General features: G+C 64.4%; 22 protein-coding genes and 1 pseudogene. 3 read left to right on the forward strand and 20 right to left on the reverse strand.

Annotated features, from left to right (window positions below):
• The first annotated feature begins 123 nt into the window (after positions 1–123).
• Positions 124–1,707, forward strand: coding sequence for an ABC transporter substrate-binding protein (locus HCR84_RS00150; protein ID WP_166983079.1), 1,584 nt, complete (start codon positions 124–126; stop codon positions 1,705–1,707).
• On the forward strand, positions 1,695–2,849 hold the full coding sequence (locus HCR84_RS00155) for a CapA family protein (protein ID WP_208322186.1): 1,155 nt from the start codon (positions 1,695–1,697) through the stop codon (positions 2,847–2,849). The genes HCR84_RS00150 and HCR84_RS00155 overlap by 13 nt, the downstream gene beginning before the upstream one ends.
• Positions 2,850–2,933: 84 nt before the next feature.
• Here HCR84_RS00155 and HCR84_RS00160 read toward each other — a convergent pair whose 3' ends face one another.
• The 18 genes and pseudogenes from HCR84_RS00160 to HCR84_RS00245 all read right to left on the reverse strand — a co-directional run bounded on the left by HCR84_RS00160 (position 2,934) and on the right by HCR84_RS00245 (position 24,123).
• Complete coding sequence (locus HCR84_RS00160) at positions 2,934–4,541, reverse strand: ABC transporter substrate-binding protein (protein ID WP_166983078.1); 1,608 nt, start codon at positions 4,539–4,541, stop codon at positions 2,934–2,936.
• Complete coding sequence (locus tag HCR84_RS00165; RefSeq protein ID WP_218043597.1) at positions 4,538–5,437, reverse strand: alpha/beta fold hydrolase; 900 nt, start codon at positions 5,435–5,437, stop codon at positions 4,538–4,540. The genes HCR84_RS00160 and HCR84_RS00165 overlap by 4 nt, the downstream gene beginning before the upstream one ends.
• Before the next feature lie 48 nt (positions 5,438–5,485).
• Entirely contained in the window at positions 5,486–6,337 is an 852-nt protein-coding gene (locus HCR84_RS00170; RefSeq protein ID WP_166983077.1) for an ATP-binding cassette domain-containing protein, read from the reverse strand.
• Positions 6,334–8,277 (reverse strand): dipeptide/oligopeptide/nickel ABC transporter permease/ATP-binding protein, encoded by a 1,944-nt coding sequence (locus tag HCR84_RS00175; RefSeq protein WP_166983076.1) that lies wholly within the window; start codon positions 8,275–8,277, stop codon positions 6,334–6,336. The genes HCR84_RS00170 and HCR84_RS00175 overlap by 4 nt, the downstream gene beginning before the upstream one ends.
• Positions 8,274–9,215: an ABC transporter permease gene (locus tag HCR84_RS00180; protein ID WP_166983075.1), complete on the reverse strand. Its 942-nt coding sequence runs from the start codon at positions 9,213–9,215 to the stop codon at positions 8,274–8,276. The genes HCR84_RS00175 and HCR84_RS00180 overlap by 4 nt, the downstream gene beginning before the upstream one ends.
• A gap of 112 nt (positions 9,216–9,327) precedes the next feature.
• On the reverse strand, positions 9,328–10,887 hold the full coding sequence (locus HCR84_RS00185; protein ID WP_166983074.1) for an ABC transporter substrate-binding protein: 1,560 nt from the start codon (positions 10,885–10,887) through the stop codon (positions 9,328–9,330).
• A gap of 12 nt (positions 10,888–10,899) precedes the next feature.
• Complete coding sequence (locus tag HCR84_RS00190; protein WP_166983073.1) at positions 10,900–12,039, reverse strand: CapA family protein; 1,140 nt, start codon at positions 12,037–12,039, stop codon at positions 10,900–10,902.
• Positions 12,036–13,574, reverse strand: a complete 1,539-nt coding sequence (locus HCR84_RS00195) for a carboxylesterase/lipase family protein (protein WP_166983072.1) — start codon at positions 13,572–13,574, stop codon at positions 12,036–12,038. Before HCR84_RS00195 ends, HCR84_RS00190 begins: the two co-directional genes overlap by 4 nt.
• A 95-nt stretch (positions 13,575–13,669) precedes the next feature.
• Complete coding sequence (locus HCR84_RS00200; protein WP_166983071.1) at positions 13,670–14,848, reverse strand: MFS transporter; 1,179 nt, start codon at positions 14,846–14,848, stop codon at positions 13,670–13,672.
• A 3-nt stretch (positions 14,849–14,851) separates the two neighbouring features.
• On the reverse strand, positions 14,852–16,102 hold the full coding sequence (locus HCR84_RS00205) for a 2-hydroxyacyl-CoA dehydratase family protein (RefSeq protein ID WP_166983070.1): 1,251 nt from the start codon (positions 16,100–16,102) through the stop codon (positions 14,852–14,854).
• A complete protein-coding gene (locus tag HCR84_RS00210) occupies positions 16,099–17,160 on the reverse strand; it encodes a 2-hydroxyacyl-CoA dehydratase family protein (RefSeq protein WP_166983069.1) in 1,062 nt (353 codons plus the stop codon). Before HCR84_RS00210 ends, HCR84_RS00205 begins: the two co-directional genes overlap by 4 nt.
• Positions 17,157–18,392, reverse strand: a complete 1,236-nt coding sequence (locus tag HCR84_RS00215; RefSeq protein ID WP_166983068.1) for a CaiB/BaiF CoA transferase family protein — start codon at positions 18,390–18,392, stop codon at positions 17,157–17,159. The genes HCR84_RS00210 and HCR84_RS00215 overlap by 4 nt, the downstream gene beginning before the upstream one ends.
• Positions 18,389–19,516: a CapA family protein gene (locus HCR84_RS00220; RefSeq protein WP_166983067.1), complete on the reverse strand. Its 1,128-nt coding sequence runs from the start codon at positions 19,514–19,516 to the stop codon at positions 18,389–18,391. Before HCR84_RS00220 ends, HCR84_RS00215 begins: the two co-directional genes overlap by 4 nt.
• Positions 19,516–20,346: an amino acid ABC transporter ATP-binding protein gene (locus HCR84_RS00225; RefSeq protein WP_166983066.1), complete on the reverse strand. Its 831-nt coding sequence runs from the start codon at positions 20,344–20,346 to the stop codon at positions 19,516–19,518. Before HCR84_RS00225 ends, HCR84_RS00220 begins: the two co-directional genes overlap by 1 nt.
• On the reverse strand, positions 20,346–21,254 hold the full coding sequence (locus HCR84_RS00230; RefSeq protein WP_166983065.1) for an amino acid ABC transporter permease: 909 nt from the start codon (positions 21,252–21,254) through the stop codon (positions 20,346–20,348). The genes HCR84_RS00225 and HCR84_RS00230 overlap by 1 nt, the downstream gene beginning before the upstream one ends.
• Positions 21,255–21,262: 8 nt before the next feature.
• Positions 21,263–22,171: a transporter substrate-binding domain-containing protein gene (locus HCR84_RS00235; RefSeq protein ID WP_166983064.1), complete on the reverse strand. Its 909-nt coding sequence runs from the start codon at positions 22,169–22,171 to the stop codon at positions 21,263–21,265.
• Positions 22,172–22,659: 488 nt separating this feature from the next.
• Positions 22,660–23,331 (reverse strand): annotated as a pseudogene (locus HCR84_RS00240) (transposase family protein).
• Between the two features lie 243 nt (positions 23,332–23,574).
• Positions 23,575–24,123 (reverse strand): dihydrofolate reductase family protein, encoded by a 549-nt coding sequence (locus tag HCR84_RS00245; RefSeq protein ID WP_235940948.1) that lies wholly within the window; start codon positions 24,121–24,123, stop codon positions 23,575–23,577.
• A 133-nt stretch (positions 24,124–24,256) separates the two neighbouring features.
• On the opposite strand from HCR84_RS00245, the gene HCR84_RS00250 reads away from it, so the two are divergent.
• Positions 24,257–24,748 (forward strand): winged helix-turn-helix transcriptional regulator, encoded by a 492-nt coding sequence (locus HCR84_RS00250; RefSeq protein ID WP_166983063.1) that lies wholly within the window; start codon positions 24,257–24,259, stop codon positions 24,746–24,748.
• A 52-nt stretch (positions 24,749–24,800) separates the two neighbouring features.
• Here the strand turns inward: HCR84_RS00250 and HCR84_RS00255 are convergent, their stop codons facing one another.
• On the reverse strand, positions 24,801–25,370 hold the full coding sequence (locus HCR84_RS00255) for a dihydrofolate reductase family protein (protein ID WP_166983062.1): 570 nt from the start codon (positions 25,368–25,370) through the stop codon (positions 24,801–24,803).
• 33 nt (positions 25,371–25,403) lie between these two features.
• Positions 25,404–26,003, reverse strand: a complete 600-nt coding sequence (locus HCR84_RS00260; RefSeq protein WP_166983061.1) for a dihydrofolate reductase family protein — start codon at positions 26,001–26,003, stop codon at positions 25,404–25,406.
• Between the last annotated feature and the right edge of the window lie 85 nt (positions 26,004–26,088).

Genomic DNA, 26,088 nt, shown 5'->3' on the forward strand with positions numbered 1-26,088 from the left:
TATCATTGCGCTTGACATTATGCGGCGCATCGCCGTAATGTGTCGGTCAGCACATCGATCGTCTCTAATGCTGTTATTAATCGTTCGAATGTCACAACGCACCTGCCATCGAAGGGGATCGCTATGCGGCGTGAAAGCACAAAGGTCACGCGCGGACTCGCGCTCATCATCGCCGTGGCGACAGCCATTGGTCTGAGTGGATGCGGCAGCGACAGCGATGCGGCTGCGCCCGGCACGGCCGGCATCACCTTTCAGTTCGCGGGGCCGCCGCTGTCGGGTTTGAACCCCGCGGCGACCGGGGGCACAACTTCCGCCTACGCATACGCAGTGCCCGCGTACAGCACGATTCTCTCCCAACGCGTCACGGGCGAGATCGTTGGTGACCTTGCGACAGACTGGGGTTACCCGGAGGGCGATAATCTGCGCTTCGACATCACTCTGCGCGATGACGCCGCCTTCACAGACGACACGTCCGTCGACGCGGAGGCGGTGAAGAAGTCACTTGAATACGTCAGGGACGGCAACTTCTACCTGAGCTCGCGCTTTGCCGCGTTCGAGAACATCGAGGTCACGGGGGACTACTCGCTGTCGATCCACCTCTCGGAACCCGTCGCGAACCTGCCCTTTGTTCTCACAGCCTCGGGCGGTGCCGGCTTCATCATCGACCCAGACGCCATCGACGATCCCGACTCGCTCGAGAACGCGACGGCAGGTTCCGGTCCATACGTGTACTCCGCCGAGAAGAGCGTCATCGACACAACGTACGTCTACGAGAAGAACCCCGACTATTATAATCCGGATGCTGTCAAGGCCGAGAGCCTGACCGTGCAGGTGATGAACGAATCGAGCACGGTGCTGGCTGCGCTGCAGACAGGGCAGATCGACGTCGCGCAGGGGAGTGCCCTCACCGCCGACGCAGCGACAAGCTCGGGGTTCGACGTCTATCAGGTCGGCGGCTCCGTGCAGGGAGTGGGCCTGATCGACCGCGATGGCGAAGTCGTGCCCGCGCTCGGCAATGTGAAGGTGCGCCAAGCCATCAACATGGCACTGGACCGCGAGGCGATCACGGAATCAATGCTCCCCGGCGGGTTCGGCGTGCCGACAGAACAGATTCTTGCTGAGGGGCAGCCGGGATACGACCCGTCGCTTGTCGGCTTTTACGACTATGACGTCGATGCCGCTCGGGATCTGCTCGAGGAGGCCGGTTACGGAGACGGGTTCGAAATGACGCTCATCTGCGCCAAGACGGTCGGCACGTGTAAGTCGGCCGAGGCCGTTGCCGGCGATCTCTCGGAGATCGGGATCACCGTGCACCTGGAGACGGTCGCCGTGAGCACCGCCGCGTTCGATGAGAAGGTGGCGAGCAAGGAATACCCGGCGGCGATGCAGCGCATGCGCACCGTCGCCTCTGAATTCGAACCGTTGATCATTCCCGATGTCGGGGGCTCCGCGAACCCCTTCCAGTCGTCAGACGACGAGATCTCGCGACTGTGGCAGGAGGCGACGGAAGAAATCGATCCCGAAGCTCAGGCCGCAATCTACCGTGACCTTTCCGCGCTCGTCGTCGAGGAGGCTTGGTTCGCCCCACTGTACGTGCAATCCAACATCTACTACGCGAGCCCCGACATCTCGGGGTTCAACGTCACAGACGAGAACGCGCTCTACAGCCCCATCGACGTGGAAGGCGAATACACGTGGTCGAAGTGAGCGCGACCGAAGCCGGTGTCGTGCGCTTTTGCGCCGTCGGCGACGTCGGGCCCGAGCGTCGCGACGTCGACGCGCTCTTCGACAAGACGTCAGCGCTCATTCAATCGGCAGACCTCGCGTTCATGCAGCTGGAGATGACGCTCACCGAGCGCGGCGCGCGCGTGCCGCAGACGAAGCACACGTCGCGCACTCACCCAGACGCGGCGGGCGCCTTTGCGCGTGCCGGGTTCGACGTCGTGTCGTGGGCGTCCAACCACTCTCTTGACTGGGGAACCGAGGGGTTTCTCGATACCGTCGACGCCATCGAAGCGGCGGGCCTGATCCCCCTGGGAACGGGGCAAAACATCGCCGAAGCGCGCCGGCCCCGAATCGTGGAGAGAAACGGCGTTCGCGTGGCGTTCCTCGCGTATTGCAGCATCCTTCCTGACAGCTATTGGGCGACGAGCGAGCGGGCGGGAATCGCGCCGCTGCGGGCCTTCACCGTTCATGAGCCGATCGAGCCTGATCAGCCGGGAACAGCGCAACGCATGTACACAGTGCCTCACCCCGGCGATGCAGCCGCGATGGCCGCCGATGTCGCAGCCGCACGCGAGCTCGCCGACGTGGTGCTCGTCTCGTGCCACTGGGGAATTCACTTCACGCGCGCGGAACTTGCGGATTACCAGCGCATTCTCGGCCGCGCGGCGATCGATGCGGGCGCAGACATGGTGATCGGTCACCACGCGCACATTCTGAAGGGGATCGAGTTTCATCGCGGCAAGCCCATCGTCCACAGCCTTGGCAACTTCGCCATCGAGCTGCCGATGGACGCCGAACACGCGTCACGCCCGTCGTTTCGCCACCTACTGAGCCTGCACCCGGGATGGGAGCCGGATATCGGGGGCATGTTCAACTTTCCGCCCGATTCGCGCAAGTCGATGATGCTTCACTGCGACATCCGTGCAGACGGTGTTTCGCGCGTTCGCTTTCGCCCAGTGATGATCGATCGCATGGCGGTGCCGGAACCGCTGACGTCCGGCGACCCGCGATTCGAGCAGGTGGTCCGCTACATGCGAGACATCAGCCGAGAAGCGGGGCTCGACACCGAGTTCACTGTCGACGGCGACGAGGTTCTTGTCGCGCCCGGTGCCGCTCGGCGCTGACGGACCGAGCTGCGCAACGTGCAGCGCCGATCGCACAGCGGCGGGGAACGGCAATCGCCGTTCCCCGCCGCTTCGTTTAGATCGTCAGCGTGTCGGCTGCCAGTTGTACTCGGGCTGCGGCCCGACCGGCAGCATCACCGGATTGGCTGGCGATGCCTTCACGTTCGTGACATCTTGTCCAACATAGTTGACGTAGTGCTGAGTCAGCACAGGGATGCTGTACGCCAGCTCCTGCCAGCGCTCGCTCATCTTCTGGTAGATGGCCTCGCGGTCATCGCCGATTGCGGCAAGGCTCTCGGCATACATCGACTCCATCTCGTCGTCGACGAACCCGAAGGGGTTCGTCATGGTGCCCGTCGAACGGAATCCGCGATACGTGTTGCCGACGTCGCCGTTTGACGCCCAGATCGTCGCCTCGTACTTCTTCGTCTCAGCCTTCTCGATGAATGACGGAATGCTCACGGTGTCGACCTCGAGCGTGACATCGATGTTCACCTTCTTGAGGTTGCTCGCGATGGCCTGCGCGATCTGCGAATCGGCATCTTGCAGTCCGCTGTCGAGCACCGTCATCGAGAACCCGTCCTCGTAGCCGGCATCGGCGAGGAGCTCGCGAGCTCGATCGAGATCGTAATCCCACCCGATGTCCGAGCTGTATCCCTCATTGCCCTCGACGACCATCTGGTCGCTGACGGCCATGTAGCCGCCGCCCAGCGCATCGACGATCGCGGAGCGATCAATGGCGAGGCCGATTGCCTCTCGCACGCGCGGGTCTCCGAGAGCGGGGTTGATCTCGCCCTCGGTGTCGGCAAGTCGCAGCTCCCAGTTGTAGAAGGGCACGGCAGCCACGTCCAATCCGGCATCGGCGGCCGCGTCCGCGAAGAGTGCCGATCCCAGACCGAAGTCGATCTGTCCTGTGCTCGCGGCGCTCAGCACCGCGTTCGGGTCAGCCATGATCTGCACGGTCACTCGCTCCCACATCTGAGCGTCCGGGTTCCAGAAATCCGGATTGCGCTCGTACACGTACTCCGAGCCCGGAACAGATTCCTCTGCGTTATACGTGTACTGGCCCGCACCGTCCATCGTGGTGAGCAGGCTCTCCGGGTCCGCGAGAGCGTCGGGCCCGATGATGTTTCCCATCATTGCCGTCTGCGTCAGCGACATCGGCGCACTGGAGAACGGTTTCGAGTAGTGGATCACGACCGTCGTGTCGTCGACCGCCTCCACTGAGTCGATCGGTCCGACGCTTGACAAGTTGGGCCCGCTTTTTTCGAGGAAGTACTCCATCGAGGCCTTGACCGCCTCGGCGTCGAGCGCCTTGCCGTCCGTGAACTGAACGCCCTCGCGCAGCGAGATCTCGAACGCTGTCATCTCGTCGCTCGTGAACTCCCACGATGTCGCGAGCGAGGGCTGCAGACTGCCGTCCGGAGCTTGATAGATGAGGGGAGCATACGCCAGCACCGTGAAGATCGAGCCGCTGGCCGTGCCTTGAAGGGCAGGGTCGAGGCTCATGGGGCTGCCTCGGAACTGCAGCGTGAGCTCGTCGCCGCGCTCGGTCGCGGCGCTGGCGTTCGAGCCGTCACCGCTCGCAGCGGGGGTGCATCCGGCGAGGGCCGTCACCAGCGCGGTCGCCGCGGCAATGCCTGCCATTGTGCGTGAGACCGCTCCTCGTCGAGTCAGTCGATCGCGTTTCATATCGTATCCACCTTCGTTCGGTCCCTGCTGGGACGTGGGAGCGGCTCCGCCGTCCCGTTTATCTCATTGATGAACAACGTGACCTCTCGGATCAGCCGTTCGGGAATCTCCTGGGTCATGAAGTGTCCCTCGCTCTCGAAGAAGACCGCCTTCGCATCGCGCACGCTCATCGCCGCCCGCAGCGACGCCTGCGGCGAGACGATGCCGTCGCGCATTCCCGCGAGCATGAGGGTGGGCACACGCACGTCTCGCAGCACGTCGGCGACCTCGTCGTTCGTCGTCGCCTCGGGAAAGGGCATGCCCTGATTGATCTGTGACTCGTCGTCGTCACGCGTCATCGTGGCCGCGACCGCGCCGTCGAGAAGAGCGTCTCGCTGCGCGCGGCGCTTGGTCTCGTCGTCATGAAGCCAGCCGCCCAGTGTTTCGAGCTGGCTGCGAACCGCACCGGTGTCGCCGTTCAGCCGTGCCTCGATGACCTTTCGTCTTCCCTCGGACGAGTCAGTCACGCCGTACCGATCGTGTGGGGCGCCGACCACCGAGACGAACGCCTTCAAGCGCTCGGGCCTCCTCATGGCGATGTACCAGCCGATGCCCGCGCCGTGCGATGCTCCGGTGTAGATGAACCTGTCGATGCCTCGCGCGTCGGCGAAGGCGATGACGTCGTCTGCCCATTGCCCGAGCCATCCCTGCCTCGGCGGCTCCTGCGGCCGCGTTGAGCGTCCGAATCCGCGCGCCTGCACGGTGTACACCTTGTAATTCGCCGGGCCATCCGCGAGTCGTTCGGGGTACCCCTCACCCGCGAATCCCATTGCCGACGAGATGATGACCTCGGGCGCGTCATCGTCGCCGTACTCGTCGTACCAGAGCTCCGCGTCTGCGATTGGTTGTCTGGGCACAGGTCTGCCTTTCTGTTGTGCGTGTGGATGCTCCGCGCGTGCGCCGAACTATGGTGCCGTCGGCACCGCAGCTGATCGCTCGTCGGACGGTGTGCCAAGGCGCTCGTCGTTGCGGCGCGCCTGCTCATCTGGGTCGGGCACCGGCGCCGCGGCGATCAGCCGCCGTGTGTAGTCGTCTTGCGGTGCCCTGTAGACCTCCGTCGCCTCACCCTGCTCGACAACCGCGCCGTTCTTCAGCACGACGAGGCGATCGGAAATGTGATGCACGACAGAGAGGTCGTGGGAGATGAAGAGAAAGCTCGCTCCGGTCTCCTTCTGCAGGCTCGCTATGAGGTTGATGACCTCCGCCTGAATCGAGAGGTCAAGCGCGCTCACGGGCTCATCGCACACAACAAGCTTGGGCGAGAGAATCAAGGCACGGGCAACGGCGATGCGCTGCCTCTGACCACCGGAGAACTGCGCCGGGTATCGCCTCGCCGCGTCTTCGCCGAGGCCGACGCGGCGCAGCATGGCGACCACGCGCTCGGTCACTACGCCGCGCGGGGCGGGGTCATGCACCTGAATCGGCTCCGCGAGCGTGTAGCCGATCGGCTTGGTCGGATCGAGCGAGCTATACGGATCCTGGTAGACGACCTGCACATTCTTGGTGAGCGTGTTGCGTGCAGACCGCGAGAGATTCGTGATGTCCCGCCCCGCGAACTCGATCGTGCCGCGGTGAGCGGGCACGAGACCGAGGATCGCCTTTCCGATCGTCGACTTTCCCGACCCTGATTCTCCGACAAGGCCGACCGTCTCTCCCTCGCCGATGGTGAAGGAGACGTCCTTCACCGCCATGTTGCGCTGCCGGCCGCGGCGGTACTCGACCGAGAGGTTCTCTACCTCGAGGAGTGGCGTCGTCATCGTGTCATCACCGCTTCGTGTCGGTCGTGCTCTCGCGTGGGCGAGATGCGGATGCAGCGGCCGGTTCGCCCGTCTTCGAACAGGCGCTCGTCGACGCGCTCTTCACTGCACGCGGCGGTCGCGATCGGGCAGCGCGGCGCGAAGTGGCACCCACGGGGCCACTCTGTCGGCGGGGGAACCATGCCGCCGATGGCCGGCATCGGCTCTCCGCGGCGCGCGTGATGCGGGCTCGCAGAGCGCAGGCCCTTCGTGTACGGATGAAGGGGGTCCGCGAACAGCTCGCGCACCGTCGCCCGTTCAACGACCTGCCCGGCATACATGACGACAGCGCGGTCGCAGATGTCGGCGACGACGCCCCAATCGTGGGTGACGAACATGATCGACATCTCCGCGTCACGCTGCAGCTGCCGCAGCAGGTCGAGAATCTCGGCCTGCACCGTCACATCAAGCGCGGTCGTCGGCTCGTCCGCGACGAGGAGTCGAGGCCGTCCGGCCAGGGCGATCGCGATGGCGACGCGCTGGGCCATGCCTCCGGAGAGCTGATGCGGATAGAGCGAGGCAACCGCGCGCGGATCCGGAAGGCGCACCGCGTCGAGAAGCTCGATGGCTCGCGCCCTCGCGGCCCGCTGGCTGCAGCGTTCGTGAGATCTCACTGCCTCGGTCACCTGGTAGCCGACCCGGAAGGCGGGATCAAGGGCGACCATCGGCTCTTGCGAGATCAAGGCGATCTCCTTGCCGCGCAGCCGCCGGTACTGGGCCCGGGAATACCCCGAGATGTCTTCGCCGTCGAACCAGATCGACCCCGAGACGATTCGCCCGCCCGATGCGAGCAGCCCCAGCACAGCAAGGGCGGTGACCGTCTTACCCGAGCCTGATTCGCCGACGAGCCCAACCGTCTCGCCTGGCCGAACATCGAAGTCAACGCCGTCGAGCACGATCGTCTCGGTCGACCCTGTGCCGAAGGCGACAGTGAGGGCACGCACCGAGAGCAGGGCAGTCTTGTCTCGTTTGCCGACGGGCGCGCTCGCCAGCTCACTGGTTCGTCTGGTGCTGCTGCTGGCGTGTGCGCCCGCGAATCGCTCAGCGTTCGCGTCACGCACGGCGTCGCCGAGAAGACCGAAGGCGAGGGTCGTGATCGTGATCACTCCAGCCGTCGGAAAGATCATCCACAGGTTCAGCTGGAGCATCGATGACGCTTCGCCGACCATTCCGCCCCACGTCGGTGCGGGGGGCGGCGGACCAAAGCCGAGAAAGGCGAGGCCGGTCTGCACGCCGAGGGCGATTGCGGCGAGCAGCGCTGTCTGCACGATGATGACGCCGAGGGTGCGGGGCAAGACGTGCCGCACAAGGATCTGGCGATCGGTGAGGCCGATCGTGCGAGCGGCATCCATGTAGAGCTCTTCGCGCACGCCGAGCACAGAACTTCGGATCACGCGGATCACGACGCCGCTGACGAGAGCACCGAATGTCACCATCGCGGCCGTCATGCTGTTGCTGAAGATGGCGAGGACCGCGAGGGTCACGATGATGCCGGGGATCGCCATAGTGACGTCGACGATTCGCATGACCAGACGGTCAACCCAGCCGCCCAGGTATCCTGCCGCGATTCCGAGCGGGATTGCGAGAGCCAGCGCGACGATGAGCGCCTGCGCGACGCCGATCAAGGTCTCTTGCCCGCCGTACAGCAGACGGCTGAGGATGTCTCGCCCGAGGGCATCCGTTCCCAGCAGGAACTCCGCCGACGGCCCAAGGCGCGCGCTCTCGAGCCGCTGTTCGAGTGGATCGTACGGCGCAATCCACGGTGCAGCCGCCGTCGCGACAACGACGAGCGCCAGGTACAGCAAGGAGGCGGCGCCAAGCGGCTTCCGGATCGTGGCCGCGAAGAGATTGCGCCCCGTTCCGGTGAATACGCGGGGCGACCCCTGTCGACGAGACGTCATGAAATCCTCACCTTCGGGTTGAGTACGCCGTACATCACGTCGACGACCAGGTTGATCAGAATGACCATCATCGTGAAGAAGACGCCGAGGCCGAGCAGAACGGGCAGATCGTGGTTAAGCGTCGACTGCGTCGCGAGTGTGCCGAGCCCCGGCAGCACGAAGACGTTCTCGACGAACACCGTCGATGTCAGCGACGCGACAGCGCCGACGCCCACGATCGTGATCGACGGAATCGAGGCGTTCTTCAGAACGTGGCGGAAGATGATCGATCGCTCAGGGATGCCGTTGGCGCGCATCATTCGCACGTAGTCGCGACTGAGCGCGTCGAGAACCGAATCTCGCATCTGCTTCGCCACGAGCGTGACGCCGCCGAGGCTCAGTGCAATCACCGGCAGTATCAGCGCCCACAGCCAGCCCGCAGGGTTATCCGAGAACGGAACGTATCCGGTGGCCGGAAAGATTCTCACCGAGACGGCGAACACCGAGACAAGAAGAATCGCGATGGCGAAGCTCGGAACGGCGAGCCCGACGAGCGATGCGGCGTCGAGCACGCGCCCGATCCATCCGCCGCGAAGGGCACTGAGCATGCCGAGGATGCCCCCGAGGACGGCGATCAGGATCGTCGCGAGCAGCATGAGCGACCCGGTCACGGGGAATCGCGCCCCGACGATCGTGAGAACGGACTGGCCGCTGTAGATCGACGCACCGAAATCGCCCCGAAGCGCGCCCCACGCCCAATTGAGGTACTGCTGAGAGAGCGGCAGGTTGAGCCCGAGCTGTTCGCGTAACGCAGCCACCGCTTGCGGGGTGGCGTTCTCTCCGAGGATCGTCCGCGCCTGATCGCCAGGAACGATCGAAGCGAGAACGAACATGACGACAGAGACGATCACCAGGATCGGAATCGCCATAAGGACGCGCCTCGCGAGTACTGCGACCATCGGCTCAGCTCCCTTGCTAAACACATGCGGGTACTATCGTAACTTCTGATGAAGAATATCATTGGAGATGATATTCCTCAAGGTCGAAGTCGCAAGATTTCGACGTGGTGCCCTATGCAGATGGATGCCACGCGTACTGTGGGTCTGGCGCGACAGCGATTGGGATCGGGTTGAGGTTCGTGACCTTCACGCCTGCCAATTCGGGCCCGATGTAGTGAATGTCGTTCGCCGTGAAGATCGGGATGTTCCAAGCGTTCGCGAAGGCGAGTTCGCTCATCTGCTCGTAGACGGGCACGCTCTTCTCTGCGGCAAGGGCGCGGGACGAGGAGAAGAGCGATTCCATCTCGCTGTCGAGAACGGCGGACGGGTTGCGGGGTCCAGAGCGCAATGTCGGGTACAGCAGACCCATCGTCGTGCCACTCATCGGGAAGATCGTCGCACTGTACTTTCCCGTTTGGGACTCCTCGACGAAACCGGACACACCGGTTGCATCCGCGGTCAGGTCGACGTCGATCCCGATGGCCTCGAGATAACTCACGATCGCCTGGGCACGGATTGCGTTCTGGTCGAGGGAGTTGGTGGAGAGGATGCTCATCGAGAATCCGTCGGGGTATCCCGCATCCGCAAGCAGTTGCTGAGCGCGCTCTGGGTCGTAGTCGAACTCGAGTCCCGGAACGAACCCGACGGCCCCCTCGTTTAACAGCTGGCTGCTCGGCTGTGCGGTGTCGGGCGAGACGGCGTCGACGATCGCCTGCCGGTCTATCGAGATCGCGATCGCCTCCCTGACGCGGGGATCCTCGAGAGCGGGAGTGAGTTCTCCGGTGCGGTCAGCGATGTGGATCGCCCAATTGAAGAACGGCACCTGAAGCACCTCCAGCCCCGCGTCTTCGGCGGCATCCAGTGTGGAGGGCGCCCCAAGCGTGTAGTCGACCTGGCCGGTCTGAATCGCCGAGAGGGCCGCGTTCTCATCGGAGATCGCACGTACCGTGACCCGCTCGTACATCTGCGCGTCTGCATTCCAGTAGTCGGGGTTTCGGTCGAAGACGTAGCTTGCGTTCGCCACCGATTCCGCCGCGTTGTAGACGTACTGTCCCGTCCCGTCCATCTCTGTCGAGAGCGCCTCAGGATCAGCGAGCCCATCGGGGCCGATGATGCTGCCGAACTTGATGTACTGCGACAGCGTCCACTCCGCATCGGGGAACGGCTCGGTGTAGGTGATGCGCACCGTCGCCTCGTCGACGGCCTCGATGGAGTCGATGTCACCGACCTGAGAGGCGGTGCCGCCCCCGGAGTCAAGGAAGTACTCCATTGAGGCGACGGCGGCGTCGGCGTCAAGCTCGGCGCCGCTGGAGAACGTCACCCCGTCGCGGAGGGTGAATTCAAACTCGGTGTTTTCGTCGTCGGTGTAGCCCCAGTCGGTGGCTAAGTCGGGGATGTACTCGCCGTCGGGTGTCATGTAGATGAGAGGATCGTAGGCCAGGGCGATGATGTTGGCGCTTGGCCCCTGCCCCGAGAGCGCTGGGTCGAGCGTCACGACCGAGCCGAAGTACTGGATGTCGAGTTGGGCGTCGCTCGACGCGGGCGTGTCGTCTGCGGCGCACCCACTGAGCACGAGCCCTGCGGTGACGAGCGCCGCGATGGCCGCGCCCCTCGTTTTCTGGCGTTTCAGCATTCTGACTTCCTTTCAACGGGTGGAGAAGACCGCGCGCATGCCATCCCATTGGATGTCTGCGACAAGCCCGGCCTCGGCGGTGATGTCTCTGACGTACTGAACGATCTGTTCGCCGCGGCGGCCGTGGGCGCGTGTTGTGTGACCGTGCTCGTCGATCCAGCACGGGAAGAATCCCGCGCGCAGGACGCCGCGCTCGTCAGCGTCGATGAACGCGATCATCGTCTGGCGGGCGTCGCGCGAGAACGGGAAGTTCTCGACCTCGTGGTCTGGGGTCACGAGCGAGAGGATGGGCGACCGCGTCGGGCGCGTGCGCGCTCCGGACGCCGCCGAGTGCGGGTTTGCCGCCGCAGGGTAGGCCGTCACGAAATGGTTGACGCCGTGGAAGATCGGCCGTGACTTGTAGGTCTCGACGCCGCGAAGGATGTGTGCGTGGTGCCCGATGATGACATCGGCACCGGCATCGATGGCCGCATAGGCGAGGGGCTGCTCGTACTGCGCGAGCCGGGCGCGCTCGAAGACGAGGCCCTTGTGCAGCGACACCGACACGACATCGACGCGTTCTTTGAGCTCGCGAATGTCGGTGCACATCGCGCTGAGGGTTTCGGCGTCAAGCGCGGTGTATTCGGTCGGCGGGCTGCCGGGCGACGCCATCTCGATGTCGTAGTGGGCGTGGATCCGTACGTATGCCGCGCCGCCCTTCGACGTGGTCGCCCACGATTCTCGCGGGCCGACGGCGTTGTAGCTGAGAAAGCCGAGGCGGACGCCCGCGTGCTCGACAATCGCCGGTTCACGTGCGGTGCTGATGCTCAGCCCGGCCCCCGTCGTCGCGAGGCCCTCGGCACGCAGTGTGTCGACGGTGTCTTCAACGCCGTTCTGCCCCTGATCGAAGATGTGATTCCCCGCGAGGGTCGCCACGGCGAACCCCGCGTCGCGAACGGCGGCGAGATTGCCTGGCGGAGCCGCTGGTGCCGGCAGATCTGCAGACGAGACCTGACCGCGCCGAGTGTGCGGCCACTCGACGTGCCCCACAGCGACATCGGCGTTGCGCAACACGGTGGCGGTATCGCCGAAGTGCGAGCGCACGTCATCCGCGCCCAGAATGAGATCTCCGACGAACATCAGCCGGGCGGCATCCGTGCGTGAATCGATCATGCGAACAGCCGTGCCCACGGATCGACGCGCGATGTCACGGCGACATCGCGCCAGCGCTCGTGGCGATGCCGATACGGATCATTCACGAGCGCGCTTCCCGATTCGCCGAACACGTACTGTGCTTTCGACTCGCGATCGTAGGCTCGCCACGGCGTGCCGTTCAGCGTCGGTCGGCCGTGCCTGGCGAACTCGGCCTGCGCGTGGCGTGCCTCCGCGGCGTGCGCGAGGTTCTCTCGTGTCGCGGCGATGGGCATGCTTCGCGATGCCTCGGTCACGGTGTCGAAGAAGAAGGGTATCTGCACGCCATGGAACGACCCGATCTTCTGCCCATGGTTGACATCGCACACGTAGAGGTACGTGCGCCCGCCGTCGCCGTCGAGCTTCGCTTCTACGAGGCGTCGCGTGCGAACGAGGAACTGATCGCTCATGATCTCGCAGAGCAGATCGATGTTTCGCGCGTTGCGGTGCGATCGATATCTTTCGACGAGAGCACCGGCACCGCTCGCATCGTCGATCGAACTCGCGACGCGACCGACGAGGTCGTCTGCGCCGATGTCGAAATCGTCGTGCAGCCAGTGCGGGCGGGCGAAGAGCGCGTAGTCGGCTTCGTCGAGGGCGGTTCCGGCCATGACATCGATGTCGGCCGCGGCGCCGGATGCCAGCGCATCCTCGGGGCGTTCCGGAAAGTGGCCCGACCCGACGACGGGCGCGAACAGCATCCCATTCACGCCGGGAAGAGCGCCGACCCCCAGCTCCGCCTGCGCATCGCAGAGGCGCTCGACCGGGATCTCGGCGATGGCCTGAGGCGCGTGGCGCACTCCCAGCACATGAAGAAGCCGGTCGGCTGTGTCGGCTGCGGTGTCAACATCGCTATAGCCGAAGGGCGGCCCACCGTGCATGACCGCCCTGTGGAAGAGCTCTCGCGCCCGCGGCATGGCCAGGAGGGTTGCGACCTTCCCCGCCCCGCCGGAGTGCCCGAAGATCGTGACATTGCCGGGGTCGCCGCCGAAGCCGGCAATGTTGTCGCGCACCCATTCCAATGCGCGCTCGAGATCGAGCATGCCCGCGATGCCCGATCCCGCGAAGCGCTCGCCAGCCGCGTGCTCGAGGTCGAGGTAGCCGAACATGCCGAGCCGATGGTTGACGCTGACGACAACGACGTCCTCCTCGAACGCGAGCCGTGTTCCGTCGGTGACGTCTGTGTGGCCGACGCCCTGGCCGAATCCGCCCCCGTGAATCCAGAACAGCACCGGACGCGAGTCGGTGAGCCCCGGCGTCCAGACATTGACGACGAGACTGTCTTCCCCCGTGCGGCCGATCTCCTGCTCGCGCCCGCTGCGGACGATCTGGAGCGCTGCGGGCCCGAAGTCCACCGCGTCGCGCACCCCCGACCACGGTGTGAGGGGCTGCGGCGGTCGAAACCGGTTCACCCCAGCGGTGGGCGCAGCGTAAGGAATGCCCGCGAAGCGGATCACGGTTTCGAGCCGTAGCCCTCGCACCTGACCGGAGTCGGTTGTCGCCACTGGATCTGCCACGCTGTCTCCTCATCGACATTGACGAGCGGTATTAGAAAACACCGATCAGCGCGATCGTAACCTACGGTGATATCTTTTGGGAAGAGCTCGCAGCCTCACGTGCGCGGAGCGCGTATCGCGACGAAGGCGGCGCACGCCACAGCGACGATTCCCCCGATGAGCAGAGACACGCGGCCCGAGGACGCATCGATCACCCAGCCCATGAACAGCGCGCCGAACGGCGTCATCCCGTAGTTGCCGATGGTCACGAGCGACATCAGCCTGCCGATCGCCTCGGGCGGCGCAGACGACTGCGCGGCAGCGTTGAGCACGCCTTGGTAGCAGCCGATTCCGAAGCCCAGCAGGGGCGAAACGAGAAGAAAGACGCCGAGCGTCGGAGCGGCGGCGTTCACCATGAGCGCGACGCCGAACACAGACAGAGCCACGATGAGCGAGCGCACGCCGATCGCCGGCCGTGATGCCGCGAGGATGCCGCCGCCGATCGCGCCGACGGCGTTCAGCGCATGCACGAAGCCGACGCTCGTGGCATCGCCGCCGAATGACAGATCGACGGTCGAGGTCAGCACGAGCCCGAAGTTCAGCGCGAACAGCGCGATGACCACGTTCACGATCAGCAGCGTCGCAATCGACCTGTCGCGCACGAAGCGGCGCAGAGTCAGTTTGGGGCCGGATGCCGCGGGCGCGCGTGCATGCAGCGAGCGCTGCCTGATCGCGAAGAGCATCAGCCCGGCAAAGAGATAACCTGCCGCGTTCAGCAGCATGCAGGTGGATGCTCCGAACGAATGGAACGCCAGACCGGCGAGTCCCGGCCCGACCGAGCGCGCGGAGGCAATTGCGACGGTGCTGATCGACACAGCCTTCGAGAGCCGCTGGGGGCCGACGAGTTCGAAGATGAGGGTCTGCGACGCGACACGCTCAAATGCTTGCACGGTGCCGAAGGCGGCAACGAGGGCGTAAATGTGCATCAGGTCGGGGTCATCGCCCGTGACAACGAGCCCGATGCACGCCGCAACGCATGCGGCGAGAACCGAGGTGGCGAGGAGGATGCTGCGCGGCCGAATGCGGTCGGCCAGGCGCCCGGCCGGAACAGCGAGCACGATGATCGGCAAGAACTGGGCAATGGTGACGCCGCTCAGCGCCTGCGCGCTCCCGGTTGTGCCCAGCACAACGAGCTGCAGCGCCAGGTTCTGAAACCACAGGCCGACGTTCGACGTGACCTGTCCCGCAAAAAACAGCGCGAAGCTGCGCTCGCGGAATGGGCCGAATACCCCCACTCGTCAGCCGCGTGCGGACACGCGAGTCCGCAGAAAGTCCGTGATCCGTTCCGGAATACGGGCGGCCGAGCTTGAACGCTGGTCTGCGTTGTTTGCCCGAATCTCGAGCACCGGAATCCCCTCCTTCTCCAACGCCTCGCTGATGAGACCCGCGCCTGGTGTGTCGTCGGCGACGAGGTGCACGACGCCGTCGATGCCGTGCGCGAGCGCCTCCTTGACATACCACTCGTTTGACCATGGGGGCACGTAGAGCTGATCGGTGATGCCGACGAAGCGCGCCGCGAGGGTGCGCATCGGATCGTCGCCGTAACGGGCGTAGCCGTCGGCGGCAATGGCGAGGTACATCGACCAGACGAACACTGCCCCGAACTCGTCTTGGAACCTTCGGTACATGTCGAGGTCAGACCAGAGCCCGCGGCCAACCCACATGAGGCGCAGCTTCTCGTCGCGACAGACGGCGTCGCCACGCTCGACCCGTTCGGCCACGTTCTCATAGAGCGAGCGCGCGGCGCCGACAGCCCATTCGCTGCCGCGATGCCACTGCGGAACCATCACGGCCGGCATGGTGTCGTTGACGGTCACCGGGGTGGGGCGCGCTTCGGCGATCAGGTCCCGCGTCCGGCGATTCCACTCTGCCTGTTCATTCCCAAGATCGAGGATCCGCGCGAGGCGACCGCGATCGAGCACGCGCCCTGTGCGTTCTTCGAGCCACGCGGTGAGCTCGCCGATCTCGTTCTCGAGAAGATCGATGCGCGCCGAGCCGAAGGCTTCTTCCCAGCGGCGCGGCACAAGTTCCCACCAGCGTGGGGGAGCCGGGTCAGCGCCGGTGCGCGAGAGCAAAAACGTCTCTGTTCCGTCGCGCTCGCCCCACTGCTCGAAGATCTTCTGAGTCACGTCGCCGCTGCGCTCGGCGATGGCGAAGGTCGGCTGCGGCAAACCTCCCCACGGCCGGTCGTCCGCGGGGAGATCCTGCTCGCCAAGAGGAATGGCGTCGTACTGCACGCTGAAATCCGGGAGTCCGGCCGCGGCGACTCGCTCCAGAGCCGCGGGACTCATGCGCTTCGCCGCGATGATCGACGACCACCACTGCGTCACGACATACGGGATGTCGAGAGCGCGCAGAATCTCGTGAGGTGCATCCGCATTGACGAACGCAATCGGCTCACCCTCACGCGCACGGCGGGCGACGTCGAGAAACCACTTCTTCTGGTAACGCGTCGCCTCGGTGGCGGCGCGAAGACGGTCGACGCTCATAATGACTCCTTCACGATTCGGTCGCGGAGCGTCTTGGCTGCGTCGGCTGCGGTGTTCAGCGCGCCGCCCTGTGAGATCCGGACGCGCTCTTCAAGGGGTACTCCGGCGGATCGCATCGCCATACGCTGAACGGCGAGGTCCCACGCCGGCGCATCGTCCAGTTCGCGCACGAGGGCGAGCACGCCGCGCGATTGCACGCGGGTGACGATGGCAGACAACGACGCTGCGCGAGCTCGCGACCGGGAGCGGGGAGCAAGCGGTGGGCGCTGCGTGTGCATCCGGGCGAGCGCCGCATACACCTCCGCTGCCGTCGATCCGTCGGCCGCCTCACCCAACCAGGCGGCATCCCCGGCATCGTGATCCTCGGCAAACACAACAAGGCCGGCCTCCTCGACGACGTCATAGAGAGAACCGTCCGGGTGCGACGAGCCGGTCACAACGATCGGCAGCGCGCTCGCCGCAACAGTATCGCTCGCTGCGTCGACCGACGAGATCGCGGCCTCGGGCATGTCTGTGGCGGCGGCTCGGTATGCGGCGAGTGCGGCCGATCCGCTGCACTCGCGCGCGGCACGTCGCTCGCGCATCTTGTGCAGGGCGCGTCCGACGTGGCGTTCGCGCGTCGCTGCCGTCGCAAGCGTCTCAGCGTCGACCTCCACGTCCGTCAGCTCCGAGCAGAACGCGGCGAGCTTTTCGTATTGGCGTGCCACGAATCGCTCGCGGGCGTCGCCCGGGTCGTTCGGCGCATCGAGAAGGATGATCGGAAACGACAGCATCCCGCGCTGAAAAAGCACGCGAAGCACGTAGAACAGTCTCAGATTCGCGGCGGTGTCATTGCAGATGACGATGCCGCTGAGCTCGTCGTATCTGCCGGCGAGGATCTCGTCGAGCAGACGCAATGCGACCACGTCGGTCGCCCCGAGCAATTCGACGGCCTTTTGAGTCGGCTCGCCTACCCACGCGCTGAACAGGCGAACCGGCTGAGCTCCAGCCGCGAGCACGATCTGGCGGGGCACATCCGCTCCGATGATGCCGATGTGGCAGGGACGCGTGTCGTTCATCGCACTTTTTCTCCCTGGAACTGCGAGATACGCTCGTCGTCGTATCCGAGTTCGCGCAGAATCATCTCGGTGTGCTCACCGAGTTTCGGCGCGGCGCCAGAGATGTCAGAGGACTCGCCAGAGAAGACAACGGGCAGCCCCGACCCATATAGCCCGTCGAAATGACCGAACTTCGGGTGCACGAGGGGAACGACCTCGCCACGCTTTTGCACGTCGGGGTCGCGCACGGCCTCGGCAGTTGAGCGGACAGGGGCTGCGGGCGCGCCGCTCGCGTTGAGTGCCTCCATCGCCTGGCTCAGGGTTCGCTCGGCTGCCCAGCCGGCGATGATGCCGTGCAGGCGATCAGCGTTCGCGACGCGAGCGTCACGAGTTCCGAACTCGTCTCCGCTCAGCAGGTCTGTGCGATTGATCGCCGTCAGGACAGCTGCCGAGAACTGGTCTGTCGGCGCGGTGACGGCGAACCAGCCATCGCTCGCGCGGAACGTGCCGAATGGCGCGAGGCGCGGAACGTATGCGCCCGTCCGCAGCGGGAAGCCGACGGACTCCAGTGCGTCGAACGGTTCGCAGGCTACGAGAGAGGTCAGTGCGCCGAGCATCGACACATCGACGTGCTGACCTGTGCCGGTGTGCTCGGCCTCCAGCACGGCAGACAGCGTGCCGATGACGGCGAACAGCGGAGCGACCAGGTCGCCGACGGGTAGGCCGAAGCGTGTGGGCGGATCCCCGGGCTCACCGGCGGTCATCATCACGCCGCTGAGTGCCTGCACGATCGTGTCCATCGCCTTGCGGTCGCCATGATCGCCCGTCGCGCCGAAACCACTGATCGATGTATAGACGATCTTCGGGTTGAGTGGCTTGACCGTCTCGTAATCGATGCCGAGACGCTTGGTCACCCCCGCGCTGTAATTGTCAACGACAATGTCGGCGGTGCGCATGAGATCGAGCAGCACGTTGCGGTGCTCCGGATCCTTCAGATCGAGCGCGATAGACTGCTTCCCGCGACCGCGCAGCATCATCGATACCGACATGTCGTCGTCTGATGTTCGGCGCAGACTCAGGCCGTCCTCTGTGACGTATGGGGAGTTGTTGCGCGAGGTGTCGCCCCCGCGGGTGGGGTTTTCGACCTTGATCACCCGGGCGCCGAGGCCTGCAAGCAGGAGGGTCGCGTATGGCCCCGCGAGAGCGGTGGTGAGGTCAATGACCGTTTTTCCTTCGAGCGGCCTCGTGGTCATGTCGTCTCCTTCGCAATGGTGATGTGCAGTTCGTCGCCGCGCCAGCGGAACCCGGTGTCGAGTCCCGCGTCGCGCGTAATTGATTGGATGTAGGCGCCCACCGCCTCCCCGCCGTCGGTGCGCGCGAGCGGAACCGGGCGAGAGTGTTGGTCGATCCGGCACGGAATCAGGTGAGCGGAGACCGCGTCGTCGTCAATCGCGATCGCAGCGATCGCGGTGTTACGGCTGTCGGGGTGGAAAGGATAATCGGGGGTCGCCGGGTCGGGAGTGAACCCGAACACCCGCACGCGCTCGCGCGCCCAGGCCCGGCGCTCAGGAGTATCGTCTGCTGCACCTCCGAGCGCACGCGTCACCGTGGCGAAGTTGCCAAGTCCGTGAAAGATCGGGCGATTGCGGTACACCTCGATGCCCTTCATGATGTGGGCGTGGTGCGCGATGACTGCGATTGCGCCGGCGTCAATCGCCGCACGGGCGATCTCGTACTCGTAGTCGCCGATATCGACCGGCTGGTGAACGAGCCCTTTGTGCAGCGCAACGATCACGTCAGCATCCGTCGCCGCAGCGGCGACGCGCGCCGCGAACTCGTCTCGCCCGCGCGGGTCCGCGAAGGTGAAGACGCGCGGCGGGCCGCCCGGGTTCGCACCGCGTGGCTCGTAGTGTGTCACGACGTCAACGTACGCGCATCCGGGCTTCTCAGATCCTGCTCGAGACTCGCGCGGACCAACGCAGTTGACGCTGAGAACCGCGAGTCGGCGGCCGTTTCGCTCGACGACGGCCGGTTGCCACGCCTCCTCCAGGTTGGCACCCGCGCCCGTCGTTGCGATTCCGCGGGACGCACAGTGTCGGCGCGTGTCCGCAATGCCTTCGCCGCCGAAGTCGAACGCGTGATTGCCCGCAAGAGTCAGCACGTCGAAGCCGGCATCAATCACGCCATCGAGCGCCTCGGGCGGGCCCGGGATCGCCGGAACATCTGCCGACATCTGCACGGTGGCCGTCGTGTGCGGAACCTCGAGTTGCCCGATCACGACATCGGCGGCCGAAAGCGTCGGGCCTGCGGCCGACAGCAGCTCTCGGGAGTCCGTCGTTTCGAGCACGAGGTCGCCCGTTGCGTGCACCGTCAGCATCAGGTGTCCCGACTCTTGTGACGCGCCGATCGGGCGAGAAAAGTGCGAAGCCGCTCGGAGCGCGGATCTTCGAAGAAGGCGTCCGCTGGGCGATCCTCGATGACGCGGCCGTCGGCCATGAAGACGCAGCGATCCGCGACGTCCCGCGCAAACTCGAGTTCGTGGGTCACGACAATCATCGTCCGGCCGGTCTCCGCGAGCCGTTTCATCGTCAGCAGCACCTCGCCGACAAGCTCGGGGTCGAGCGCGCTCGTCGGCTCATCGAACAGCAGAATGCGCGGATCGACGGCGACCGCGCGAATGATCGCGACGCGCTGCTGCTGGCCGCCCGACAGGTGGCGCGGGTAGGCATCGGCCTTGTCCTCGAGCCCAACGCGCTCGAGGAGTTCAAGCGCCTGGCTGCGCGCGTCGGCCGGCCGTATGCCGTGCACGTGAACGGGCGCTTCAGTGATGTTCCTCAGCACCGTCCAGTGGGGAAAGAGATTGAACTGCTGGAACACCATGCTCATGCGGCGCCGCTGGCGCTGCCGTCCGGCGTCAGTCATGGGGCGCAGGTGATTGCCGATCGGTTCAAACCCGAGCAGTTCGCCATCGAGGTGCATCGACCCGCCGTCAATCGTTTCGAGCTGATCGATGCAGCGCACGAGTGTGGACTTGCCCGACCCGGATGGGCCGAGCACCGCCACGACCTCACCTTCGTTCACGCTCATGGTGATGCCGTCGAGCGCGGGGAGATTTCCGAAGCGCTTTCGCACGTCGGATACTTCGATGACGGGAACGTCGCCTCGTGCTTCCGGCAACTGGATGAGACCAGATGAGTCTGTAGACATTACGACGCCTCCTTCGATCGAGACTTTTGCGGTTTAGCGGGGGTGCGTGTCGCACCGCGGCCGAAGTGCTCCTCAACCCGCCGCTGCACGAGCGTGAGCAGCGTGACGACGACGAGATACCACACGACCGCCACCATGAGCATGGGAACCACTTCGTATGTGCGGTTGTAGATCACCTGAACGGAATGAAGAAGGTCGCCCATCGCGATCACGCTGACAAGCGACGTGCCCTTCATCAGCGCGATGACCTGCGATCCGGCGGGCGGCAGGATCACGCGCATGGCCTGCGGCAGCACCACGCGAGTGAAGGTGCGCCAGCGACCGAATCCCATCGCGGCGGCCGCATCGCGCTGTCCCTGGTCAACAGACAGGATTCCGCCGCGAATGATCTCCGCCATGTATGCGGATTCGTGAAGCGACAGTCCAATGACCGCAGCGGTCAACGGCGTAATGATGTCGTTCGTCGACCAGCTGAACAGTTCAGGGCCGAACGGCACGCCGATCACGATGCGCGGGATCAGATACGCGAGGTTGTACCAGAAGATGAGCTGCACCAGCGGTGGGACACCTCGAAAGAAGCCGACGAACGTGATGCACGCCAGACGGAGTGGGGCGAAGTCACTGAGCTGGCCCGCAGCAAGAAACGTTCCGAGGAGAGATCCGAGGATCATGCCGACGATGGTAAGTGCGATGCTCATGCCCAACCCAACGAGCACGCTTGGGTGGAAGAGGTACTGACCGACGACGTTCCATTCGAAACGATCGTTGCTGACGAGGAACCACACGATGCTCACGGCGATTAACGCGAGAATGAGCGCGCCGATGATCCGTCCAGGGCGGACCCGTGCGCGCGCCTCCGCGATGTCGACCGCGCGACGCTCGCGCAGAGCCGGTTCGGGGCGTGGCATCACAGGCATCACTCGCTCGTCAAGGGGTTCAACATTGGCTTGTCGACCGCGACGTCAGAGATGTTCCACTCCGACAAGATCCGCTCGTACTCGCCGTTGTCGAACAGCGCCTGGAACGCTTCGAACATCGGCTCGACGAGACCGGAGTCCTTCGGCAGGAACATTGCGAGCAGATCGACGCCCGCGCCCTGCTCGTCCGACTGGACGAGATAGCCATACTTGGCGGGCTTGGCGGTCATGAGGTCGATCGCGCCGCCCTGCGTGGTTGCCGCAAAGTCGGCACGATCGGAGTTGACAGCAAGGAACGTGGCATTGGAGTCGGCAAGCCCGACGAATGTCGGCGCGTCAAGGCCCTGATCCACACACCATTCGGTGTAGTGCCCGAGCTGGGTCTCCGTTACAGACCCGGTCACGCCCGCCACGCGCGCTCCGCACACGGCCTCGGGTTTCGAGAGTTCGTCTTCCCTGTCGGCGAGATAAACGTAGGAGGTGCGCGTCGTCATCCACACGATCGAGTCGAACTGCTGTTCGCGCTCTTCCGTCGAACGGACGGGCCCGTTGAATGCGTCGTAACGACCGGAGAGCATGCCCGTGAGCATGGAGTCGAGGCCGGAGGCCTCCTCGATCACGAAGGGCACTCCGAGTTCCTTGGAAAGTGCGGCCTGGAGGTCGGGGTCGATCCCCGTGAAACTGCCGTCGGCTTCGATCGTGCGATACGGCGGGTGTGTGTCGCCAGCCATGGTGATCTGGCCGGCTTCCTTAATCTCGTCTGGCAGCTGAGCGTACAGCGGGGCGTCCTTGTTGACGCCGCTGCTGCCGTTGTCCGTGTCGCCGTTGCCAGCATCGGCGGCGCACGAGGCGAGCATGAGTGCTGCCAGCGTGGCGAGCGCTGCGGGCGCGAGTCTACTGAGCTTCATCGGGGGTCCTCTCCACATCGTTGTGATCGGGTAGCGCTCCGTAAAAGTATCATACAGATTGATATTCGGGAAGTGCCGGCCCTCTGTGCGTTCCGCCAGCAGAACTCCGGGCCGACTGGCAGAATTGCATTTCGCGAAACGTGCAGGAGGCTTCCCAATGGCGGGGTCGGGCGTGTCTCACCGAAATGACTCGAGGCAGTTCCGCACGGTTGCGAGCACGCGGGCGCAGTGGCGGCGAGCGCCGAGGTATCTCGCGTCGTCGCCCAAGAATTCTCATTCGTCATTGGCGCAGGGGGAGGCATCAGCGTCGTGGAGCCCGATAACTGGGTTGTGGACTGGTAAGCCCGATACTCGGCAAACCCTGGCAACATACCGTTTGGCGCCGGTATGTACTCGCTCAACTTGGACGGCAATAGTGCGCACCTCGGAGTCTTGGGTGACCAGTCAAACGTCGGCTGCGACAACTGGATAAGTGAGTCCGTTGAGGTTTAGTGGTCGTAGGCGATGAGGGATCGTTTGCCGGGCACTCCGATGAGCCAGTTGTGCCAGATGCCTGCGGCGAGGGCGAGGAGCCTTGCGGCGACGCGGGAGTAGACGCCCGGGCTGGAGGAGATGCCGGTCGTGGCGGAGAATCGCTTCTGCGGCTTCTCGCTCGCCGATCTTCGGGTTCGCCAGCCCCCAGATGACGGCATACCCTCGGGCGTGCAGATCAGATAGAGACGGAATTGGAAAGTGCAGTAGCCGTAACCAGCATGACTGGCGAGGTCGGAGCGTTTCACCGTCTCTCGGGACTTTCCACCCGGCAGCGGTCTCGAATCGATCAGACTCGTGACCTCGCCCCAGGTCGGGGTATCGCGGGCAAGCTCCGTGATCACCGCGGAGATCAGCCCCGTTGCTTGACGCACGCGTTTTCCCCACCCCGATTGCTGCGGCAGATTCGGGAACATCCCGGTTAAATGTTTGTGGGCATAGCGGATCCACTTGCGGTCCGACGCGGTGCCGAGCAGGTGCTGCGCCACGAGCAGACACAGTAGCTCGACATCGGTCAACGCGGGCTTACGCCCGGGATGCCGATCACGAGAAAAGCCGAGCGTGGGCATGACCCGGTCATCAAGATGCACGTAAAGTGTGGTCAGGAGGGTGTTCAAATCTGTCTTCACAAACAGGGTTTAACTCCCTCCGCCTACGATTAACAGCCTCCACGCGGTCAAGCGCTAATAGGACTCATTCATCTAGGCTCCACAGTTTCAGACGTACTCGTGGCAGAGACGAGGGTGACACCTGCTGCACCGGGATCGTGGGCCCACCCGCCCGGTCCTTGGTTCGTGAAGCAACATGGCTCCTCCCGGATGACTCGGTGAGGCCGGCAGATGCACAGCGCACTCGACAACATGTCGAAACGTCTAGCGGAGGACCCGGTAACGGTGGTGGGATTCGCTTGCGAAGGCCGAGGTCTCGATGCGTTCGAGCTCGATGCGCTGGCCAAGCCCGGCGAATAGTGAGATACCGTCGCCCAACAGGACCGGCGCGATATCGAGGTGGAGCTCATCGACGAGCCCGAGCCGGAGACATTGCCGAGAGATGCTTCCCCCAAGGATGCTGACCCACTTGTCGCCGGCTGCCTGCTTCGCCAACTCGACCGCATGTGCGATGTCTTCGACGACGAAGGTGTAAGTGATGCCGTCTCGTTCGATTGGTTCGTGGGCACTGTGGGTCATGAGATAGACCGGTGCCATGATGGTGCCGCCGTAGGGTATCTCGCCGTCGTCAATGGTCTGCGTCTTGTTCGCTCCACCGACCACAGCGCCGATGCGTTCGAGGACCTTCGCGACGACTGCGTCGTCGTCGGGGCTGGAAGACCGGCCGAACATCCAGTCAACTCCGCCGTCAGGGTCGGCGAGGAAGCCGTCAACGGTCACCGTCGCGTGCACGATCACCTGTGTCATCGTCATCTTCTCCTTTTAAGCATGTAGGTGGTGGGTGCGCCTCTTCACTCTCGCTCGCCCACAAGTGATCCCAAACTGCAAGCAGTCAGATGAGTATAGGTCAAGCAGTGGTAGAGTGCAATCACTTGTAGGAGGTTCGATGCCAAGTGCACCACGGTCGGGCTGTGCGATTAACGCCGCGGTTGAAGTCTTGGGTGATCCCTGGGCAGTATTGGTGCTCAGGGATGTCATGTTCGGCAACAGGCGCCACTTTCGCGAGTTGCTTGCTGGGTCTGAAGAGGGAATAGCCAGCAACATCCTGAGTAGCAGGCTCAAACGTTTGACGGATCAGGGCCTGCTCAGCCGGGCGACGGCGCGACGCGGTCAACGTGCCCTGTACTCGCTGACGGAGGCCGGAATCCAGGTTCTTCCGATCATGGTCGCGCTCGGAAACTGGGGCCTAGATCATCGGGACGGTGACAAGCGTCTGCGCGTTCGTGCCGAACTTCTCCGCGACGGCGGTCCGGCACTTGTTGAGGCGATGATGCATGAGCTCCGGGAGAGTCATCTGGGCATCCCACGACCTGACCCGGATGCTCCGCGTCCGAGCGAGCAGCTTCAGACAGCGTACGCCGCAGCCGTCAGCGAATAGCGTCTGGTGCTCAGAGGTGCGAAGTGAATTGGCCGTTTAGGGGCGCGTCTCGTCATGCCGTCGACTGCGCGGGCCGATAGCGCATGGCAACCACTCCTGATCGGAAGTCGCGGCGATTCACAAGCTCAAGTCGGACCCGCTCACGCATGCCCGCGAGCAGCGTCGGTCCGTGTCCGGCGAGAATCGGGTGCACAACGAACTCGTACTCGTCGATCAGCCCCTGATCTGCCAGGGCAAGTGGGAGTGTTACGCCGCCGACCGACAGGCCCTCGCCTGGCTCCTGCTTGAGCTGCTGAACCGCCTGCCGCAGATCGCCCCGCAGCAGCTCTGCGTTCCAGTCGGTCTCGTCCAAAGTGCTGGATACGACGTACTTCTTCGCCCGGTCGATGGCCTCGGCGAAGGGGATCTCCCAATCACTCATCCAGTCCGGCCACGCGCCCGTGGCCGGCTTTCGCCACGCCGACTCCATCATCAGATAGGTCACCCGGCCGTAGAGCTGGGCATCGGCTCGTTCCATCTGTGCGGTCCAGTACTGCATCAATTCCTCATCCGGTGCGACGCCTGCTTCGTGATGGCAGCAGCCGTCGAGGGTGACGTTGATCGAGTATCGAAGTGGTCTCATTGTGATGCCTTCCGTGTGGCTTCGTGTGTGGCGTCAGTAGTCGCGCTCAGCGTGCCGTTCGATACGTGACGTTTGTTCCGCGCGTTGTACGGCGTATCTGAGCAGCACGCCTCCGGTGTCGATCGCACGCGCCTCGACGAGCTTGAGGGGGAGTGGGGAGGAAGCCGGCTTGAACAACGGCGTGCCCTCGCCGAGGATCACGGGCGCAATACCGATGAGAAGCTCGTCGACGAGGCCAGCTTGGAGGAGAGAGTCGGTGAGCAGAGCACTGCCGAAGACATAGATCGGCCGTTCGTCCACCCGCTTGCGTCGAGAGAGCTCGCCGACGATATCAGCAGCGATTTCAGTGTTGTGCCATGTTGCCGTGGTGAGTGTTCGTGAGGCGACCAGCTTCGGCGCGGCATTCATGTACTCGGCGATCTCGGATTCGTCATCGGCGTCCGGCCAGTGGGCGGCCATTCCCTCGTAGGTGACGCGACCGAACACCAGTAGACCGAGTTCTTCACCGAAGCTCAGGCTGAGTCGCCTGAGATCTTCGCCCCAGATGTGCTCGTGGAGACGAAGATCCCACTGTTGCATGCCCTCGAAGTAGCCATCAACTGACGCGATGTTCCAGACAATCAGGCTTCCCATGATCAGCTCCTTCTGATTGCAATCTGCAACCTGTCTCACGAAGTAGAGTAGAGCATCGAGTTGCGACTTGCAATCACTTGAGGGC

This window comes from Paramicrobacterium fandaimingii, assembly GCF_011751745.2.
Lineage (GTDB): Bacteria > Actinomycetota > Actinomycetes > Actinomycetales > Microbacteriaceae > Paramicrobacterium > Paramicrobacterium fandaimingii.

Excerpts from the sequence above, each read along its gene's own strand:
- HCR84_RS00150 (WP_166983079.1), top strand. The coding sequence starts at position 124 with ATGCGGCGTGAAAGCACAAAGGTCACGCGCGGACTCGCGCTCATCATC.
- HCR84_RS00160 (WP_166983078.1), bottom strand. The coding sequence starts at position 4,541 with ATGAAACGCGATCGACTGACTCGACGAGGAGCGGTCTCACGCACAATG.
- HCR84_RS00170 (WP_166983077.1), bottom strand. The coding sequence starts at position 6,337 with ATGACGACGCCACTCCTCGAGGTAGAGAACCTCTCGGTCGAGTACCGC.
- HCR84_RS00175 (WP_166983076.1), bottom strand. The coding sequence starts at position 8,277 with ATGACGTCTCGTCGACAGGGGTCGCCCCGCGTATTCACCGGAACGGGG.
- HCR84_RS00180 (WP_166983075.1), bottom strand. The coding sequence starts at position 9,215 with ATGGTCGCAGTACTCGCGAGGCGCGTCCTTATGGCGATTCCGATCCTG.
- HCR84_RS00185 (WP_166983074.1), bottom strand. The coding sequence starts at position 10,887 with ATGCTGAAACGCCAGAAAACGAGGGGCGCGGCCATCGCGGCGCTCGTC.
- HCR84_RS00190 (WP_166983073.1), bottom strand. The coding sequence starts at position 12,039 with ATGATCGATTCACGCACGGATGCCGCCCGGCTGATGTTCGTCGGAGAT.
- HCR84_RS00205 (WP_166983070.1), bottom strand. The coding sequence starts at position 16,102 with ATGAGCGTCGACCGTCTTCGCGCCGCCACCGAGGCGACGCGTTACCAG.
- HCR84_RS00210 (WP_166983069.1), bottom strand. The coding sequence starts at position 17,160 with ATGAACGACACGCGTCCCTGCCACATCGGCATCATCGGAGCGGATGTG.
- HCR84_RS00215 (WP_166983068.1), bottom strand. The coding sequence starts at position 18,392 with ATGACCACGAGGCCGCTCGAAGGAAAAACGGTCATTGACCTCACCACC.
- HCR84_RS00220 (WP_166983067.1), bottom strand. The coding sequence starts at position 19,516 with ATGCTGACGGTGCACGCAACGGGCGACCTCGTGCTCGAAACGACGGAC.
- HCR84_RS00225 (WP_166983066.1), bottom strand. The coding sequence starts at position 20,346 with ATGTCTACAGACTCATCTGGTCTCATCCAGTTGCCGGAAGCACGAGGC.
- HCR84_RS00230 (WP_166983065.1), bottom strand. The coding sequence starts at position 21,254 with ATGCCACGCCCCGAACCGGCTCTGCGCGAGCGTCGCGCGGTCGACATC.
- HCR84_RS00235 (WP_166983064.1), bottom strand. The coding sequence starts at position 22,171 with ATGAAGCTCAGTAGACTCGCGCCCGCAGCGCTCGCCACGCTGGCAGCA.
- HCR84_RS00245 (WP_235940948.1), bottom strand. The coding sequence starts at position 24,123 with ATGACGATGACACAGGTGATCGTGCACGCGACGGTGACCGTTGACGGC.
- HCR84_RS00250 (WP_166983063.1), top strand. The coding sequence starts at position 24,257 with ATGCCAAGTGCACCACGGTCGGGCTGTGCGATTAACGCCGCGGTTGAA.
- HCR84_RS00255 (WP_166983062.1), bottom strand. The coding sequence starts at position 25,370 with ATGAGACCACTTCGATACTCGATCAACGTCACCCTCGACGGCTGCTGC.
- HCR84_RS00260 (WP_166983061.1), bottom strand. The coding sequence starts at position 26,003 with ATGGGAAGCCTGATTGTCTGGAACATCGCGTCAGTTGATGGCTACTTC.